Origin of the sequence: Weissella confusa (genome assembly GCA_041871065.1) — a bacterium.
Classification (GTDB): Bacteria; Bacillota; Bacilli; order Lactobacillales; family Lactobacillaceae; genus Weissella; species Weissella confusa_A.
Genome location: CP168942.1, coordinates 1,608,323 through 1,625,888, shown reverse-complemented (window position 1 = coordinate 1,625,888; position 17,566 = coordinate 1,608,323). Strand labels below are relative to the sequence as shown.

Sequence of the window (17,566 nt, the reverse complement as noted above, 5' to 3'; positions counted from 1 at the left end):
ATGACGAATCAAAATGCATACGCGAATGCAGGCGTTGATGTTGCCGCTGGTGAACAAGCCGTCGATTTGATGGGCAACGCCGTATCGGCAACTTATACACCGCAAGTACTTGGCGGTATTGGTGGCTTTGGGGCCGCCTTTGCCTTGGGTAATACGTATCGTGATCCGGTGTTGATTTCAGGAACGGATGGTGTCGGGACAAAGTTGCTGCTAGCAATTGCGGCCGATAAGCACGATACAATTGGCCAAGATTTAGTTGCGATGGTGATGAATGATATTTTGGCGCAAGGTGCTAAGCCACTTTTTCTCCTCGACTATCTGGCGATTGCTAAGATGACACCTGAAAAAGTGGCGACCATTGTCACTGGTATCGCCCAAGCAACGCAAGCAGTTGGCGCTGCTTTGATTGGTGGTGAATCAGCTGAATTGCCTGGTATGTATGCGCCAAACCACTATGATTTGGCTGCGTTCGGCGTCGGTGTTGTTGAGCGCGATGAGATGCTAAATCCGGCTGATGTGGTCGCGGGGGATGTGTTGATTGGATTGCCATCTAGTGGTGTGCATTCCAACGGCTATACCTTGGTGCGCGAAGTCTTTGGTATCCACGAAGAATCAGATTTTTTGAAACTACCAACGCGTTTACAAGAGGCATTGCTAAAGCCGACCACGTTGTACGCCCCAGCAATTCTACCTTTGCTGGACCAAAAGATAATTGTCAGCATGGCACATATTACGGGTGGCGGTATCGTTGGCAATCTGCCCCGTGCGTACGGTGAGCAGGTAGCGGCAAACTTGCATTGGGGTTCATGGCCAATGTTACCGATTTTCACGGAGATTCAGACACGTGGTAATTTGACAGCAACGGACATGTTGGAGACGTTTAACCTTGGTTTGGGCATGATTTTGATTGTGAAAGCGAACCAGGTTGACACGGCCATGACGATGTTCCAAGATGCCGATCAACCAGCGTTTATCATTGGTGAAATGGTCGCCCGTGAATCAGAACCAATTATCTGGCAAGGAGCGCAACCATGGTGAACAAGCCAAAACTTGCTGTTTTTGCGTCAGGTACTGGCTCGAATCTAGCGGCATTGCTGAAAGCTGCCCAAGCCGACACACTCGGTGGTGATATTGTGCGGGTTGTGATTGATCGCAAAAACGCCGGGGCGATTGCCATTGCTGAGGCGGCTAATATTCCGGTATTGCAAATTCGCTACCCGGCTTTCGAGTCACGAGAGGCGGCCGAGCAAGAAATTGTTAAAACGCTAGAGGCGGACGGTGTGACCGGTATTTTATTAGCTGGTTATATGCGTATTTTGACGCCATATATTGTCCAAGCGTTTGAACAACGTATTTTAAATATTCATCCAGCGTTATTGCCTAGTTTTCCTGGTAATAACGCAATCGCTGACGCCTGGGACGCTGGCGTTAAAGTGACTGGCGTAACGATTCATTATGTTGATACGGGGGTTGACTCAGGGCAAATTATTGCGCAGACGCCAGTCCTTATTTCAGAAGACGAAACAATTGATGAACTGACTGAACGAATTCACGACGCGGAACATCATTTGTATCCAGAAACTGTTGCAAAGTTAATTAAAGAAGGAGCATTTCAAGCATGACACGAGCACTACTAAGCGTTTCAGATAAGACCGGTTTGGCGGAGTTTGCCAAGGGACTAGTTGCATTGGGCTATGAGCTGGTTTCAACTGGCGGGACATTGGCAGCGTTACAGACAGCTGATTTACCAGTGACACCAATCGATGAGGTGACACAATTTCCTGAAATGCTCGATGGACGTGTGATGACGTTGCACCCACGTGTCCATGCTGGCTTGCTAGCCAAGCGTGACAATCCAGAACATATGGCAACGTTGGCCGAACATGACATTACGCCAATTGATTTGGTTGTGGTGAATTTGTACCCATTCAAGGAAACGATTCAAAAGCCAGGCGTGACATTGGCGGATGCCATTGAGAACATTGATATTGGTGGTCCATCAATGTTGCGTTCAGCAGCTAAAAATTATGCGTCGGTATTACCAGTTGTTGATCCAACTGACTATGACGTTGTGCTTGAAAAGCTCCAAGCCAACACGATTGATGATGCGTTCCGTCGTCAACTAGGTGCCAAGGTTTTCCGCCACACGGCAGCTTATGATGCCTTGATCGCCGACTACTTGACGGAAGAAGAATTCCCAGCGCAAAAGACAGTCACCTATGAATTGTTTGAGCCATTGCGTTATGGCGAAAATAGTCACCAACAAGCGGCTGCATACCGCGATGCATTGCCAACGGCGTACTCGGTTCTGTCTGCTGATATTTTGCACGGTAAGCAATTGTCATATAACAATATTCGTGATGCTGATGCTGCCTTGCGTATTATTGCTGAGTTTGATGAGCCAACCGTTGTGACGGTTAAGCACATGAATCCAGCTGGAATTGGGCAAGGAACGACGATTGAAACCGCTTGGGATGCGGCCTTTGCTGCTGATGATATCTCTATTTTTGGTGGCATCGTCGCTTTGAACCGTGAAGTTGATTTGGCGACTGCTGAAAAGATGCACCAAATTTTCTTGGAGATTATCATTGCGCCAAGCTTTACGCCTGAAGCGTACGATGTGTTGGCTAAGAAGAAGAATTTGCGTTTGTTGACAGTGCCGTTCACAACGGATGTCCCACAAGCGGTTGAATTGACAGCCGTCCTTGGTGGTGTCGTGATGCAAGAGCGTGACTTGGTATCTGAAACGTTGACCGATTTCGAAGTGGTTGGTAATGTGCAACCCACGCCAGCGCAACTTGAAGCGATGATCTTTGCCCAAAAGGCGGTGAAGCACGTGAAGTCAAACGCGATTGTGGTTGCCCAAAAGGGACAAACGCTTGGCGTTGGGGCGGGCCAACCAAATCGTATCGATTCAGTTAAGATGGCGATTACGAAGGCAAGTGAAAAGCCTGGCTTTGAAAATGCGGTTTTGGCATCGGACGCCTTCTTCCCAATGGACGACTCAGTAACCTACGCAGCTGAACATGGGATTACGGCGATTGTAGAACCCGGTGGCTCAATTAAGGATCAAGCGTCAATCGATAAGGCCAACGAACTTGGCATTGCATTGGTATTTTCTGGCACACGCCACTTTAAGCACTAGGAGAGAAACATGGCGAAGGTGATGGTAATTGGGTCCGGGGCCCGCGAACATGCGTTGGCAGAAACGTTTCTGCGAAGTACTGAAGTTGAAGAAGTTATTGTGGTGCCGGGTAATGCTGGCATGCAGTCAGCGGGTATTCGGACAGTTGATCACGACATGATGGATGTCGTTGGATTGCGTAATCTAGCACAACAAGAAGTGGTTGATTTGACGTTTGTTGGTTCAGAGGCGCCTTTGATTGCTGGTGTGGTCGACGTTTTTCAAACAGCAGGGCTAAAGATTTTTGGTCCCACGCAACAAGCTGCGCAGCTAGAAGGTTCAAAGCAATTTGCCAAGGACGTCATGGCGGAAGCAGGGGTGCCAACCGCTACGTCAGTGATGGTTACCGATGAGTCTAGCGCATTGCAGGCGCTAAAAAACTTTGATTTGCCACTTGTCATTAAGCAAGATGGTTTGGCAGCCGGCAAGGGCGTGGTGATTTGTCGTGACCGTGAAGATGCTGAAACGATGATTCAACTCGCGTATGAACGTCAGGCGGATGCACCGTTGGTCATTGAGTCATATATGGCGGGTGTGGAGTTTTCAATATTTAGTTTAGTTGGCCCAAATGGTGTCATTCACGCACCAATTGCGCAAGATCATAAGCGCCGTTTCGACAATGATCAAGGTCTAAATACTGGTGGTATGGGTGCCTATTCGCCAGTTCGCTGGGTTTCAGATGAGATTGTGCAAGAAGCCATTCAAACGTTGGTGTTACCAACATTGGCCACGATGGCAGCGCGCGCGATGCCGTTCACGGGTGTGTTGTACACAGGTGTGATGCTGACTGATGACGGTCCTAAAGTCGTCGAATATAATGTGCGCTTTGGTGATCCGGAGGCTCAGGTTGTTTTGCCACAGCTACAAAGTGATTTTTATGAACTTATTTCGACATTATTGGCTGGTGAACAACCGCAGGCAATCTGGCAACAGGATGACGTCTATGTTGGCGTCGTGCTGGTGAACCCAAGTTATCCTGCAACAACTACTGAGCATATCGACCTACCATCATTTTCAATTGCTGACATCAACACATTTTATGCGGGTGTGACGCGAAATGATGATAAACTAATAAGTAATGGTGGTCGTATCGCCACGGTTGTCGGTCATGCAGCGACGGCGTCACAGGCGCAAGAGATGGTGTATGAGGCAATTGATGCGACACAAACAACATTAGCTTATCGCCATGATATTGGTTATCAGGCGGTTCGAGAAGAAAATAAGGTGGTATCTGGGGATGCAAACTGATATTGAAATTGCACAAGCGGCTGAAGTTTGGCCAATTGAAAAAATTGCAGAGAAGGCTGGCTTGACGGCAACTGAATGGGAACCATACGGTCGTGATAAAGCCAAGATTGAAATCGATGAAACTGCCCGACAAAATGATTTGGGTAAGTTAATTTTGGTGACGTCAATTAACCCAACGCCAGCTGGTGAAGGTAAGTCAACGGTGACGGTTGGCTTGGCTGATGCGCTAAGTTTGGCTGGTAAGAAGACAATGGTTGCGTTGCGTGAGCCATCACTTGGACCAGTTATGGGCTTGAAGGGTGGTGCCACTGGTGGTGGATACGCCCAAGTTGTCCCAATGGCTGACATCAACTTGCACTTTACGGGTGATTTCCATGCTTTGACAAGTGCCCACAACACGTTGGCTGCCGTTATCGATAACAGCATCTACCAAGGAAATCCTTTGAACATTGACCCACGTCGTTTGCTTTGGAAGCGCGCTTTGGACGTTAATGATCGTGCTTTGCGCCACATTACAATTGGTTTGGGTGGCCCAACTTCTGGAGTGCCACGTGAAGATGGTTTTGATATCACGGTTGCTTCTGAATTGATGGCTATTTTGACGTTGTCACATGATTTGATGGATATGAAGGCGCGTATTGAGCGCATCGTTATCGGTTACACGTACGACAAGGAACCTGTGACAGTTAAGGATTTGGGTGTTGCTGGTGCGTTGAGGACGTTGTTGAAGGATGCGATTAAGCCAAACTTGGTTCAAACGCTTGCCCACACGCCAACGTTGATTCACGGAGGTCCATTTGCCAATATTGCGCAAGGAACCAACTCAATTCGCGCAACTAAGACAGCTTTGCAATTGGCGGACTACGTTGTCACTGAAGCTGGTTTCGGGGCTGACTTGGGTGGTGAGAAGTTCTTGGACTTCAAGGTGCCATTGTTGGGCAAGACACCGGACGCAATTGTCATTGTGGCGACGGTACGTGCGTTGAAGATGCACGGCGGTTTGCCTAAGACGGAATTGACAGAACCTAATCTTGACGCTCTGTCAGCCGGCTTGGCTAACTTGGGACAACACTTGCAGAGTATGTCACGTTACGGCGTGCCAGTTGTCGTTGCCGTTAACCGCTTTGTGAGTGACACACCTGAAGAAATCGAGATGGTTGAAAATTACGTTCGTGAGCGTGGTGCTGAGGCCTACATGGCTGACGTTTGGGCGCAAGGCGGTGCTGGTGCGCCAGAGTTGGCGCAAGCGGTTATCACAGCTACTGAGCAAGAAAGTCACTTTACGCCATTGTATGCACCTGAAGATGATGCTGTCACAAAGATCGAAAAGATTGTACAAACAATTTACGGTGGTGCTGGTGTTGAGTTGTCAGATAAGGCTGCTAAGCAATTGCGTGAGTTTGCTAAGCGTGGTTGGGATAAGATGCCAGTTATCATGGCGAAGACACAATACTCACTAAGTGACGATGCGAAGAAGTTGGGCGCACCGGCGGACTTTAAGATTCATGTGCGTGAATTTGTGCCTAAATTAGGTGCTGGCTTCTTGGTTGCCTTGACTGGTTCAATTTTGACGATGCCTGGCTTGCCAAGTCACCCGGCGGCATACGATATTGATATTGATGAAAACGGTCAGATTACTGGCTTGTTCTAAAACTGCATAATAAAAAAGCCGATCTAACTGATCGGCTTTTTGTATGCGATGATGTTGTTGTAAGCCCCTGTTTTAATGAAACCAAGCTTTTCCAAGATGCGCTGTGAAGCGACGTTATCAACAAATGTTTCAGCTAGTAGAGTTGTTGGGTTCGGTAGTGCTGCAATAAAGCTGTGTAAGGCTTGGGTCATAATGCCGTGACCTGTAAACCGGCTATCTAAGAAATAGGCCAGGTCATATTCATTGGGGATGAAGTCGCCGGTTTCTGAGACCCGTGCGTAGGTGATAATGCTACCGATAATTTGTGATTTGTACACGATGGCAGCCTGGAACGGCTGATACAAATCCGTTTCAAACATCATGCGACGTTGCTGTGTGTCTGCATTGGGCAAACCAGCTCCTTGCATAATTTCAGGTTGTGCGATTAATTTTTCATAGGCATCGAAGTCTGTCGATTGCCAGGAACGTAAGGTGATTTTAGCCATTTTTTAGAACCATGAATTACTGAATCCGTTCATGCGGTACGCGCGCGGGGCGTAATTACCATAGAACTGTGCGGCGAGTTGTAGCCAAGCAATCGCGAGTAGCCAGCCAGCCACAGCATCAGAAAATGTGTAGTTAGTTGAGAGAATCGTGCCGATAAAGGTGAGGATCCACCCCGTTAAAATAATAATTTGACCAGCAATTTGACGCGGAAATGATTTCAACTCTGGCACGACAATCTTGCTGAGAAAGAAATAAAGTAACGTGACGAAAAACATGGTATGGGCTGGGAACTGGGTGACCTGCCCGGCTAAACGGTGGTGAAAAATTAACGAAAAGATGTTAATCAGTAACCAACCGCTGATAGTTGTCAGGACAATCCAAGCAGCTGGAATTTTGAACTTAAAGCCCCAAAGTAGAAAGGCAAGTGCAAAAATGACCAGGCCAAATAACAAGCCATGACTAAACAAAACGAATGGTTTAGTTAATGTCGATAGTGACGCAGGGGCCAGGCTATCTAAAAAATTCTGCTCGGTTGAATCGATCAGGGTCAGCGTTGGTGCGCTGACGAAAGTACTGATGGTTAGAATTAAAAACGCCAGTACACTTATTATTAGCATAATAAGCCGGCTTTTAGAGGGCTTAATGATCATGATAATCGACAACTCCTTTAACAACCAATGTGGTTAACTAACTTTTCCTATATCGTATCATCAGTGTTTTTAAAAAGGGTGTGATTAAGTTTTATGCTTAAGCGGTATTTAAGAAGTTTTTGGGATTAGATTGCGAGTTGGGTTGACGACGCCTGAAAACATGCTTATACTTAGTTTCATAAATTAAATATGACATAGAGGTCGCAACCAACATGAGTGGTCAACCAAGTCGGCAGACAAGGCGGTTGATTTAAAGGGGCGGTTGCCGAAATGTGTTTTCACGGCGGTGAAACATGTTGGTCCTTACGTGAACAACGGAAGGACTGTCGCAGCAAAATTCGTCGGCTGCGGAGCGCTATCGACAACACTAATGATTTCAAACGAGGTCCCTAGTTTATGCGATGGTATGAACTGGGGACTTTTTTCGTTCTCACGAGTGCGATTAGGCCTCTCTATATAGGAGGAATTATGTCAGATAATCAACAGAATCAAGGGACGCTGAAGCGCACGATGAAGACGCGTCACCTGTCAATGATTGCCCTTGGTGGGACAATCGGAACTGGTTTGTTCGTTGCCTCAGGTGCAACGGTTGCACAAGCTGGACCATTCGGAGCCCTGACTGCTTACGCGGTTATCGGTTTGATGGTTTACTTCTTGATGACCAGTTTGGGTGAGATGGCGACTTACATGCCAGTTTCAGGTTCATTCTCAACGTTCGCCGATCGTTTCGTTGATCCTGCTTTCGGTTTTGCCATGGGTTGGAATTATTGGTTTAATTGGGCAATTACGGTTGCGGTTGAAGCTGCAACGGTCGGTGTGGTCATGGGCTACTGGTTGCCGAACGTTCCAAGTTGGATTTGGTCAGCCTTAGTTTTGATTTTGATTACAGTCATTAATCTAATGTCAGCTAAGTCATACGCTGAAACTGAGTTCTGGATGGCGACAATTAAGGTTGTTGCGGTTGTTGCGTTCTTGGTCATCGGAGTTGCAACAATCTTCGGTATCATGGCTTATCACCCAGATGTCCCACGCAACTTGTCAGCTGGTGGTAACCACGGATTTGTTGGTGGTGTTGGTGGTATGCTAGCCGTCTTCATGGTGGCTGGTTTCTCATTCCAAGGAACTGAAATGGTTGGTATTACGGCTGGTGAGTCAGAAACACCAGAAACGTCAGTGCCAACGGCTATCAAGCAAGTTTTCTGGCGTATCCTTTTGTTCTACATCCTTGCCATCTTCATTATTGGGGCATTGATTTACTACAAGGATCCAAACTTGCTCCGTTCAAGTGAAACAAACATTGCGGTCTCACCATTTACTTTGGTCTTTAAGCAAGCTGGTTTGGCTGCTGCCGCTTCAATTATGAACGCTGTTATCTTGACGTCAGTTATTTCTTCAGCTAACTCTGGTGTTTACGCTTCAACGCGTATGTTGTACGCCATGGCCGTTGAAGGAAAGGCGCCAAAGGTATTCGCACGTGTTAACATCAACACGGGTATTCCAGTGCCAGCTTTGTTGGCTACGGTTGCCGTTGGTTTGTTGACGTTCGTCACGTCTGTTTTCGGACCTGGCATCTACTACTACTTGGTGGCTGCTTCAGGTTTGACTGGATTCATCGCTTGGATTGGTATCGCGATTTCACACTATCGTTTCCGTCGTGCCTTTGTCGCACAAGGTCGTGATGTGAAGAAGCTCCGCTACCATGCTAAGTGGTTCCCAGTTGGTCCAATCTTGGCTTTGGTATTGTCAATCGTCGTTGTTGTTGGACAAGATTTGGCATCATTCCAAGGACCAATTTCACACTGGAACTGGTCAGGAATTATCACAACGTACATGTCACTACCATTGTTTATTGGGTTGTACCTTGGATACAAGATTAAGCACAAGACAAAGTTGCGTAAGTTGACGGAAGTTGATTTGGATACGGACGCACGACAATAATAATGTTCAAAAACGCACAAGCTGTAAGCTTGTGTGTTTTTTGTTTGAATATTGGAACAGATAACAAACAAAAATTGTGTACAAAAAAAGTGAAAAATAGTACAATTAATGTCAGTTAGATAGATACACTATCAACACAAAACGAAGGAGATTTTTCAGATCATGAAGAAGACCAAGATTGTTTCAACGCTTGGACCAGCTAGTTCTGACGTCGAGACTATTACTAAGTTGATCGAGTCAGGTGCAAACGTTGTACGTTTCAACTTCTCACACGGAGACCACGAAGAGCACTTGGGTCGTATGAACGCTGTGCGCGAAGCCGAGAAGATTTCAGGTAAGACTGTAGGATTCTTGTTGGACACTAAGGGTGCCGAAATCCGTACGACTGTTCAAGAGCCAGGTAAGATTGAGTTCAACATCGGTGATGTTGTTCGCATCTCAATGGATGCTTCTCTTGAAGGTACTAAGGAAAAGGTTGCCGTAACTTACCCTGGTTTGTTCGACGACGTTAAGGTTGGCGGACACGTTTTGTTCGACGACGGTAAGATCGACATGTTGATCACTGAAAAGGACGAAGCTAACCGCGAATTGGTTACTGAAGTTCAAAACCACGGTTTGTTGGGATCACGTAAGGGTGTTAACGCACCTGGTGTTTCAATCAACTTGCCAGGTATCACTGAAAAGGATGCCGATGACATCCGCTTCGGTTTGGAACAAGGTATCCAATACATCGCCGCTTCATTCGTACGTAAGCCTTCAGACGTTGAAGACATCCGTGCTTTGTTGGTAGAAGCTGGTAAGGAAGACGTTATGATCTTCCCTAAGATCGAATCACAAGAAGGTATCGACAACTTTGCCGAAATCTTGAAGGTTTCTGATGGTTTGATGATTGCTCGTGGAGACATGGGTGTTGAAATTCCAGCAGAAAACGTTCCTTTGGTACAAAAGGACTTGATCCGCATGATGAACGCTGCCGGTAAGCCAGTTATCACTGCTACTGACATGTTGGACTCAATGCAAGAGAACCCACGTCCAACGCGTGCCGAAGCTTCCGACGTTGCCAACGCCGTATTTGACGGAACTGATGCTACTATGTTGTCAGGTGAGTCAGCTAACGGTGCGTACCCAGTTGCTGCTGTTGCTACTATGGCACGCATTGACGAGAAGGCTGAAACTGCTTTGGCAGCAAACGGCCGTCACGTAAACGACTTCGACGCATCAGACGTTACTGAATCAGTTGCTGCTGCTGTTGCTACGGCTGCAGAAAACTTGAACGTTAAGGCTATCGTTGCTGCAACGACTTCAGGTTACACGGCAAAGATGATCTCAAAGTACCGTCCTAACGCTGACATCTTGGCATTGACGTTCGACGAGCGTGTACAACGTTCATTGACGATCTACTGGGGTGTTCAACCAGTGATCTCAGAAGCAGTGGACAACACTGACGCTTTGATCGAATTGGCTAAGAAGGAAGTTGTTGCTGCAGGTTTGGCAGAAAAGGGTGATACTATCATCGTTACTGCAGGTATTCCTGTAACGACTTCAGGTACGACTAACTTGATGACGATCGTTACGGTCGACTAATTATTAGTTGTTAATTAAGAACGAGAGATACATTGTATCTCTCGTTTTTTTGTTGTCGCGAAAAGCAAAGAAGCAGGTTAAAGCAGACAACATTTTTAGGCAACTTTATGTTATTCTGTTGTTAAGACTATAACTAAGTGATGAGGAAGTGCTGATGAGTTGGCAAGAAATAATTGTTGAAACACAAACTGAGGCTGTTGAAGCTGTCAGCAACATTTTGATGGAAGCCGGTGCAGAAGGTATCCAAATCGATGACGCGGCAGATGTGAACAGCTACGAACCCGCTGATGCCACTGTATGGGTTGATTGGGATGTTGTTGAGCACCGCGAATCAGGTGCAACGGTCGCTGGCTATTTTGCAGAAGATGTTAATTTGCCTGAAGTGATTAACGATGTGCAAATGCGTGTGAACCAATTGGCGTCATTTGGACTTGATGCAACACCAGGTAAGGTAACAACGAGTGCAGTTAAGGATGAAGACTGGGCAACTGAATGGCAAAAGTACTACCACCCAGTTCGTGTGACGCGTCATTTGACAGTCGTACCTAAGTGGGAAGAATACCAACCAGCCCAAGAAGGCGAAAAAGTGATTGTTTTGGACCCTGGAATGGCCTTTGGAACTGGTACCCACCCAACGACACGCTTGATGATGCAAGCACTTGAAATCGTCGTACGTGGCGGTGAGCGTTTGCTAGACGTTGGAACTGGTTCGGGTGTGCTTGGTATTGCTGCAAAGTTGTTGGGCGCTGATAAGGTGCTTGGAACTGACATTGATGAGGTTGCCGTTCGATCAGCCCAAGGTAATTTGGACTTGAACCCAGTCGCCTCAGATATTCAAGTGATGGCCAGTGACTTGCTAAGCGATGTACCGGCCCAAGAATTCGATATCGTCGTGGCGAACATGCTGGCTGAAGTGCTTGTACCATTGATTCCACAAGTTGATAGCGTTTTGCGCCCAGGTGGTAAGTTCTTGTTGTCAGGTATTTATGAAGACAAGGCACAAACGATTATTGCGAAGTTGGAAGAGAATGGCTACGCACTTGATGAAACGATGAAGCTTGGTGAATGGTATGGTTTGATTGCTCACCGTAAAAGCGAGGATGAATAATGCAACGTTATTTTTTGACTGAAGCGCCAGCCGGTCAAGAATTTGTTTTGCCAGAAGATGTGCAACATCATTTAATGACCGTCCTTCGTGGTAAGGAAGGGACGCAGGCAGAATTTGTGTATCCTGATCAACAAACCATGGTGGTGGCTGAAGTAATTCAGGTTGCTGATGAAACGACGACAATGCGCGTGGTTGAAGAAGTGGCCACTGATGTTGAATTGCCAGTGGAGGCCACAATCATTCTTGGCCTTGCTAAGGGTGATAAGCCTGAATTGGTTGTGCAAAAAGCGACAGAATTAGGCGTTCACCATGTGATTATCGTAGAGACGGATTGGTCGGTTGTGCATTGGGGCATGAAGGCCGATAAGAAGCTTGCGCGATTGCAGAAGATTGCCCAAGGGGCTGCTGAACAATCGCACCGCTTACGTGTGCCAGATGTGACGTATGTTGAAAAACTACGTGATTTGGTGTTGCCGGATGATATGGTTAAGATTGTTGCCTGGGAAGAGAGCGCCAAACAGGGTGAAACAGCGCAACTGGTTGCGCAGTTCAGTCGTTTGAATGCGGGTGACAAAATTGCCTTTTTGGTTGGACCTGAAGGTGGTTTAAAGGAAAGTGAGTTAGACTTACTAACGAAGACGTTTGGCTTTGTGCCAGCAGGACTGGGTCCACGTATTTTACGGGCTGAGACTGCACCACTTTATGCGCTAAGTGCACTAAGCTATGCACTTGAGTTAGCACGTTAGAATTTTTAAGGTTAACATCGTTGCAGGGATGTTAAAAGGGGAATTGATATGAAGCGTTTGAAAGAAGCGTGGGATTGGCGGTTCTGGATTTGGATGCCAATCTTGGGGTGGTTAGTACCGTTTTTGATTAACGAATCACCGTTGACAGCGAATGTTAAAATTATTTTTTCATTGTTTGTGGCGAACATGATTTTCAGTGCCATTGCAGGCGCATTCTTGCGTAAGCGAGGAGCGTTCTGGTACTTGATGTTTGTGTGGCCAGTCGTGTTCTTGGTGTCAGTTTGGCTACATTTGAACTCAGCAATGTACGGCTACTATTTGGCGGCCCTTTATTTCGTCATTGAGTTGTTTGCCTTTACACGTGGACAAGAGGAAGAAATCGACATCGAGGATCAAATTCCAGTTGATGGCGGCTTCCGCGAAATTTAAATAACTATCGAAAAAGCGACCTCAGTCTTGAGGTCGCTTTTTTGTGTGGTTTTGGGCACTGAGTGGGGAATGCGACCTGCGACGGCGTAGGTTGAAGTAAACATATTGATGGCTTAATGGTGTCGGTGGGGATGCGACCCACTTTTTGTTCAAATCCCCACCACTTTCCACCACCTAATCTTCCCACCCACTGTCCCCCACCTCCCACCATCTTCATAACTAAGTTGTTAACCGTTGGTATATCAAGGGTTTGACCTTATAACCTTAAAAAATTCTTCATTTTCTAAAGTTATTCGAAAACTTGTAAAGTGACTGTTAAAAAGGAGCGTCAGAGCCGGTGTAATAGGCTTTTGAACCCTAAAATACACCATATATCCCAGTGGTAGAACGTGGGGGTAGGTGGTGGAAGGTGGGAGATTGTGGTAAATTAAATGTATTGAAATGTCGACTATTCTCAATACGCCACAGCATCTGAAATTGCTGAATAAATTGAAAGGGGGTATCGCCGATGTTCATGGGAACTTACCAACACACGTTGGATACTAAGAACCGGTTGATTATCCCCGCAAAATTCCGCAATCAGTTGGGTGAATCGTTTGTGATTACACGCTGGATGGATCACTCATTGCGTGCCTACACGATGCAAGGCTGGGAAGATTTTTCAACTAAGATTAATGCATTGCCAGAAACGAATGCCAAGGCGCGTCAATTTAAGCGTTTTGTCTTCGGTGGTGCGACAGAAGTTGAATTCGACAAGCAAGGGCGTGTGAACCTATCACCAACCTTGCGTGAATACGCAAATATCGATAAGGATGTCACGGTCTTCGGTTTGGGTGATGATACATTCGAACTTTGGAGTGCCGAGAAGTGGCAAGCTTACGAAGAAGAAACTGCAGAGAATTTTGATGATATTGCTGATGGATTGGAAGACTTGGGCTTCTAACAGCAAATTGATACGAACTAGAAAGGTCGAACAGGCAATTACATATGACGGAGTTCAATCACGTAACCGTATTGCTTAACGAAGCAATTGATAATTTAAATGTTAAGCCAGACGGAACATATGTTGATGCAACGTTGGGTGGCGGTGGTCATTCACAGTTGTTGGCAAGTCGTTTGACAACCGGAAAGCTTTGGTCATTTGATCAAGACATCACGGCAATTAACTACAATAAAGAACATTTGGCTACTGAGTTGGCTGAAGGTAAGGTTGCCTTCATTCAAAACAACTTCCGCAACTTGCGTGACGCACTTGCTGAGGTTGGAGTCACTGAAATTGATGGTATCGTTTACGATTTGGGTGTGTCATCACCACAATTCGACGACGGACAACGTGGTTTTTCATATAACTATGATGCACCACTTGATATGCGCATGAATCAATCACAAGAATTGACAGCGCGTACGGTAGTTAACGAGTGGGATTTCCACGACTTGCTACGAATCTTGTCACGTTACGGTGAAGAAAAGTTCGCTAAGCAAATCGCACGTGCGATTGAGCGACAACGTGAAATTCAACCAATTGAGACGACATTTGAATTAGTTGAAGTCATCAAGTCAGCAATTCCTGCAGCGGCTCGTCGAACGGGTGGTCATCCGGCCAAGCGTTCATTCCAAGCTATTCGAATTGCCGTGAATGATGAATTGGGAGTGGTCGAAGAATCACTCGCACAAGCTTTGGATATGTTGAAGGTTGGTGGTCGCATTTCGGTCATCACTTTCCATTCACTTGAAGATCGCCTTGTTAAGACGATGTTTAAGGAAAAGACGGCAGTTCCTGAATTGCCAGCTGGCTTGCCAATCATTCCGGATGAGATGCAACCTGATTATAAACTCGTGACGCGTAAGCCAATCTTACCTTCAGAAGAAGAAATGGCTAACAATCACCGCGCTCATTCAGCGAAGTTGCGCGTCATCGAACGACTACGATAGCATAGGCCGCCCATGATGGACGGTGAAGAAAGGATCTGAACATCATGGATGCAATGCCAAACTACACGCACACAACGTCACCGCGCAAAGTTAATCAACCACAACAACGCCCAAGCGTTCGTGTGGTTAAGCGTAAGCTAGAAAAGCCTGGCTTTAACGCCATTGATATCGCCTTTTGCGTAGCAACTGCGTTTGTTGTTGTCTTCATGGCGATGGTTGTCGTACACACGTCAAATCGCGCAGCAACAGCAAACTCACAATTGGCGACAACGTCAGCTTCCCTTGAAAAGGTACGCAATCAAAACAATGATTTGAAGCAAGAAGTGAGTGATTTGACGAGCCCAAGTCGTTTGAACGATGTTGCGGCTAAGAACGGATTGACGCTTCAAAACCAAAACATAAGGAACGTGAAGTAGCATGGTTAAGAAACAGCGGATGCCAAAACGTAACCAATCGGATAAAAACAGTCGTATCACGGGTCTTGTTCTCGTGAGTACTATGTTGCTGATTTTGGTTGTGTTGGGGGTCCGTTTTTCTTATGTTGCCATTACAAAGGACGTGAAGGGGCATAAGTTAAACGAAGCCGCTCAACAAGTTTACCGAAGTCAGAATGCAGTTCAGCCCAAGCGTGGCGAAATATTTGACTCAGTCGGGAATGTGTTGGCTGAGAATGCAACAACCTACACATTGGCGGCAGTGATTGACGATACGCAAAAAACAAGTAAAGGCAAGCCAGCCTACGTTGCGCCAAGCCAAGATGAGAAGGTCGCTAAGCAATTGGCTGGCATCTTGGGTGGTAATCCGAAGACTTATGTGGAGACCTTGAAAAAAGGTCGGGCTAACAAGTTGAAGCAGGTGCAATTTGGTTCACGTGGACTAAAACTAGATTCCCAGACATATAAGAAAATCAATAAATTGAAGATACCGGGTATCACCTTTACGAATAGTGCGTCACGTTTCTATCCAAACGGTGTTTTTGCGTCAAATGTCATCGGTTATACGAGTGAAAAGACTGATGACAAGACTGGTGCACAAAGCATTGTTGGTCTGATGGGAATCGAACAAAAGTACAACAAACAACTCACTGGTAAGAAGGGTGTGAAGACAACTTCGGTCGATGATACAGATTCGAGTGTCTCAAAGAAAGACCAATCTGCAAAAAACGGGTATGATATTTATACAACCATAAATACAAAGTTGCAGACAACGCTCGAAGAGAAGATGCAAAATTTGTATGATGATATGAAGCCTAAGTCAGCGCTGGCGATTGTACTTGATACGAAGACGGGTAATATCGTTGCAACAACGCAACGCCCTTCATTTAATGCAACCACTGGTGAAGGTATCGGTGATTACTGGACAAACGAAATTTCAGGTTCTGTTTATGAGCCGGGATCAGTTATGAAGGGGATCACGCTGGCAGCAGCAATCGATACTGGTAACTGGGTTGGTGATGCGTATTATCAATCTGGAACCTTGAAAATCGGTGATAAGAGCGTTACTGATTGGAACAATGGTCAAGGTTGGGGAACGATTACGTATGCACGTGGAATAGCCGAGTCTTCAAACGTTGCGATGGCGTTGACCGAGCAAAAGATGGGTGCTGAAACTTGGCACAAGTACATTAATAAATTCCGCTTCTTGAAGTCAACGGATTCGGATTTGCCAGGTGAAGAAACTGGTTTGATGCAGTTTAAGTATCCAATTGAACAAGCGAACACATCTTATGGACAGGCCATTTCGGTAACGCCTTTGCAAATGGTTCAAGCCTATACAGCAATCGCTGGAAATGGTGAGGAAATCAAGCCGAACCTTGTTGAAAAGGTCGTTGATCCAAATACCAAGAAGGTGATTTACCAGGCCAAGCGTAAGGTTGTTGCAAAGCCAATTAAGAAATCAACGGCTGAGGCAACGCGTAAGCAATTGGAAGATGTTATTTACTCTGAGTACGGTTTGGGTCAAGCTTATGCGATCCCAGATGTTCGTACGACGGGTAAGTCTGGAACGGCACAAATCGCGACTTCGACAGGTTATTCATCACCAGGCGACAATACCCACGAAATCCATTCATGGATGGGAATGGCGCCATCTGATGATCCACGATACTTGATGTACATTGTGACGAAGGAACCACAGCAGAACACGCAAAATATTGCGACGGATATGTCCAATATGTTCGTGACGGTGATGCAACAAGCACTAACGATGTCGGATTCTGACAATAAAGTTGTTGTCAGTGAAGACCAACAAGTGGCTGTCCCAACGGTTGTTGGTGGATCAACCAATGAGGCAGAAAAAGAAGTTGCGGCAGCTAATTTGACACCAGTTGTAATGGGTGACGGAGATACAATCAAGAAACAGACACCAGCAGGTGCGCAAAAGTCTTTGACGAATCAACGTGTCTTCTTGAACACTGGTGAAAATATTGCGGTGCCAAATATGCACGGATGGTCGAAGAGTGATGTGCTAGCTTGGGCAAAGTTGGCTGATATCAAGCCAATTATTAAGGGTGATGGCTTTGTGGCAACACAATCAATTACGCCTGATACCCAGTTGGCAGATGGCTATCATGAAATAACGGTTGAGTTTAAAAACGCGAAAGCGGAATAA

At 46.2% G+C, this 17,566-nt stretch carries 16 protein-coding genes and 1 riboswitch; of the genes, 14 read left to right on the top strand and 2 right to left on the bottom strand.

Translation table 11 applies throughout. From position 1 onward, the window contains the following. From purM to ACAW68_07880, 5 genes are read left to right on the top strand one after another with little or no spacing between them, the layout of a single operon-like run. Nucleotides 1-1,038 carry a phosphoribosylformylglycinamidine cyclo-ligase gene (gene purM, locus ACAW68_07900; GenBank protein XGA15399.1) on the top strand — a complete coding sequence of 346 codons (1,038 nt, stop codon included), beginning with the start codon at nt 1-3 and terminating at the stop codon, nt 1,036-1,038. After that, on the top strand, nt 1,032-1,622 hold the full coding sequence (gene purN, locus ACAW68_07895; GenBank protein ID XGA15398.1) for a phosphoribosylglycinamide formyltransferase: 591 nt from the start codon (nt 1,032-1,034) through the stop codon (nt 1,620-1,622). The genes purM and purN overlap by 7 nt, the downstream gene beginning before the upstream one ends. Continuing rightward, on the top strand, nt 1,619-3,145 hold the full coding sequence (gene purH, locus ACAW68_07890) for a bifunctional phosphoribosylaminoimidazolecarboxamide formyltransferase/IMP cyclohydrolase (protein ID XGA15397.1): 1,527 nt from the start codon (nt 1,619-1,621) through the stop codon (nt 3,143-3,145). The genes purN and purH overlap by 4 nt, the downstream gene beginning before the upstream one ends. Before the next feature lie 9 nt (nt 3,146-3,154). Continuing rightward, nucleotides 3,155-4,432 carry a phosphoribosylamine--glycine ligase gene (gene purD, locus ACAW68_07885; GenBank protein ID XGA15396.1) on the top strand — a complete coding sequence of 426 codons (1,278 nt, stop codon included), beginning with the start codon at nt 3,155-3,157 and terminating at the stop codon, nt 4,430-4,432. Then, entirely contained in the window at nt 4,422-6,083 is a 1,662-nt protein-coding gene (locus ACAW68_07880; protein ID XGA15395.1) for a formate--tetrahydrofolate ligase, read from the top strand. Before purD ends, ACAW68_07880 begins: the two co-directional genes overlap by 11 nt. 23 nt (nt 6,084-6,106) lie before the next feature. Here the strand turns inward: ACAW68_07880 and ACAW68_07875 are convergent, their stop codons facing one another. Together ACAW68_07875 and ACAW68_07870 are read right to left on the bottom strand one after the other, a co-directional pair. Continuing rightward, on the bottom strand, nt 6,107-6,568 hold the full coding sequence (locus ACAW68_07875; protein ID XGA15394.1) for a GNAT family N-acetyltransferase: 462 nt from the start codon (nt 6,566-6,568) through the stop codon (nt 6,107-6,109). Between the two features lie 3 nt (nt 6,569-6,571). Further along, complete coding sequence (locus ACAW68_07870; GenBank protein XGA15393.1) at nt 6,572-7,219, bottom strand: hypothetical protein; 648 nt, start codon at nt 7,217-7,219, stop codon at nt 6,572-6,574. 187 nt (nt 7,220-7,406) lie between these two features. Next, nucleotides 7,407-7,585: riboswitch (Lysine riboswitch) on the top strand. 102 nt (nt 7,586-7,687) lie between these two features. On the opposite strand from ACAW68_07870, the gene ACAW68_07865 reads away from it, so the two are divergent. The 9 genes from ACAW68_07865 to ACAW68_07825 all read left to right on the top strand — a co-directional run bounded on the left by ACAW68_07865 (nt 7,688) and on the right by ACAW68_07825 (nt 17,566). Continuing rightward, nucleotides 7,688-9,157, top strand: coding sequence for an amino acid permease (locus ACAW68_07865; GenBank protein ID XGA15392.1), 1,470 nt, complete (start codon nt 7,688-7,690; stop codon nt 9,155-9,157). Nucleotides 9,158-9,319: 162 nt separating this feature from the next. Continuing rightward, nucleotides 9,320-10,741, top strand: a complete 1,422-nt coding sequence (gene pyk, locus ACAW68_07860) for a pyruvate kinase (GenBank protein ID XGA15391.1) — start codon at nt 9,320-9,322, stop codon at nt 10,739-10,741. Nucleotides 10,742-10,895: 154 nt separating this feature from the next. Continuing rightward, on the top strand, nt 10,896-11,849 hold the full coding sequence (prmA, locus tag ACAW68_07855; protein XGA15390.1) for a 50S ribosomal protein L11 methyltransferase: 954 nt from the start codon (nt 10,896-10,898) through the stop codon (nt 11,847-11,849). Next, nucleotides 11,849-12,595, top strand: a complete 747-nt coding sequence (locus ACAW68_07850) for a 16S rRNA (uracil(1498)-N(3))-methyltransferase (GenBank protein ID XGA15389.1) — start codon at nt 11,849-11,851, stop codon at nt 12,593-12,595. Before prmA ends, ACAW68_07850 begins: the two co-directional genes overlap by 1 nt. 48 nt (nt 12,596-12,643) lie before the next feature. Further along, nucleotides 12,644-13,024 carry a hypothetical protein gene (locus tag ACAW68_07845; protein ID XGA15388.1) on the top strand — a complete coding sequence of 127 codons (381 nt, stop codon included), beginning with the start codon at nt 12,644-12,646 and terminating at the stop codon, nt 13,022-13,024. A gap of 508 nt (nt 13,025-13,532) precedes the next feature. Continuing rightward, nucleotides 13,533-13,967 (top strand): division/cell wall cluster transcriptional repressor MraZ, encoded by a 435-nt coding sequence (gene mraZ / locus ACAW68_07840; protein XGA15387.1) that lies wholly within the window; start codon nt 13,533-13,535, stop codon nt 13,965-13,967. Nucleotides 13,968-14,011: 44 nt separating this feature from the next. Beyond that, nucleotides 14,012-14,956: a 16S rRNA (cytosine(1402)-N(4))-methyltransferase RsmH gene (gene rsmH / locus ACAW68_07835; protein XGA15386.1), complete on the top strand. Its 945-nt coding sequence runs from the start codon at nt 14,012-14,014 to the stop codon at nt 14,954-14,956. 44 nt (nt 14,957-15,000) lie between these two features. Continuing rightward, a complete protein-coding gene (gene ftsL / locus ACAW68_07830; protein ID XGA15385.1) occupies nt 15,001-15,372 on the top strand; it encodes a cell division protein FtsL in 372 nt (123 codons plus the stop codon). Between the two features lie 82 nt (nt 15,373-15,454). Next, nucleotides 15,455-17,566: a penicillin-binding protein gene (locus ACAW68_07825; GenBank protein XGA17016.1), complete on the top strand. Its 2,112-nt coding sequence runs from the start codon at nt 15,455-15,457 to the stop codon at nt 17,564-17,566.

Bases quoted from the DNA above. Each gene is read 5' to 3' on its own strand.
- purD (XGA15396.1), top strand. From the start codon at position 3,155: ATGGCGAAGGTGATGGTAATTGGGTCCGGGGCCCGCGAACATGCGTTG.
- ACAW68_07850 (XGA15389.1), top strand. From the start codon at position 11,849: ATGCAACGTTATTTTTTGACTGAAGCGCCAGCCGGTCAAGAATTTGTT.
- ACAW68_07825 (XGA17016.1), top strand. From the start codon at position 15,455: ATGTTGCTGATTTTGGTTGTGTTGGGGGTCCGTTTTTCTTATGTTGCC.
- ACAW68_07870 (XGA15393.1), bottom strand. From the start codon at position 7,219: ATGATCATTAAGCCCTCTAAAAGCCGGCTTATTATGCTAATAATAAGT.
- purN (XGA15398.1), top strand. From the start codon at position 1,032: ATGGTGAACAAGCCAAAACTTGCTGTTTTTGCGTCAGGTACTGGCTCG.
- pyk (XGA15391.1), top strand. From the start codon at position 9,320: ATGAAGAAGACCAAGATTGTTTCAACGCTTGGACCAGCTAGTTCTGAC.
- ACAW68_07865 (XGA15392.1), top strand. From the start codon at position 7,688: ATGTCAGATAATCAACAGAATCAAGGGACGCTGAAGCGCACGATGAAG.
- mraZ (XGA15387.1), top strand. From the start codon at position 13,533: ATGTTCATGGGAACTTACCAACACACGTTGGATACTAAGAACCGGTTG.
- ACAW68_07880 (XGA15395.1), top strand. From the start codon at position 4,422: ATGCAAACTGATATTGAAATTGCACAAGCGGCTGAAGTTTGGCCAATT.
- rsmH (XGA15386.1), top strand. From the start codon at position 14,012: ATGACGGAGTTCAATCACGTAACCGTATTGCTTAACGAAGCAATTGAT.
- ACAW68_07875 (XGA15394.1), bottom strand. From the start codon at position 6,568: ATGGCTAAAATCACCTTACGTTCCTGGCAATCGACAGACTTCGATGCC.
- ACAW68_07845 (XGA15388.1), top strand. From the start codon at position 12,644: ATGAAGCGTTTGAAAGAAGCGTGGGATTGGCGGTTCTGGATTTGGATG.
- purM (XGA15399.1), top strand. From the start codon at position 1: ATGACGAATCAAAATGCATACGCGAATGCAGGCGTTGATGTTGCCGCT.
- prmA (XGA15390.1), top strand. From the start codon at position 10,896: ATGAGTTGGCAAGAAATAATTGTTGAAACACAAACTGAGGCTGTTGAA.
- purH (XGA15397.1), top strand. From the start codon at position 1,619: ATGACACGAGCACTACTAAGCGTTTCAGATAAGACCGGTTTGGCGGAG.
- ftsL (XGA15385.1), top strand. From the start codon at position 15,001: ATGGATGCAATGCCAAACTACACGCACACAACGTCACCGCGCAAAGTT.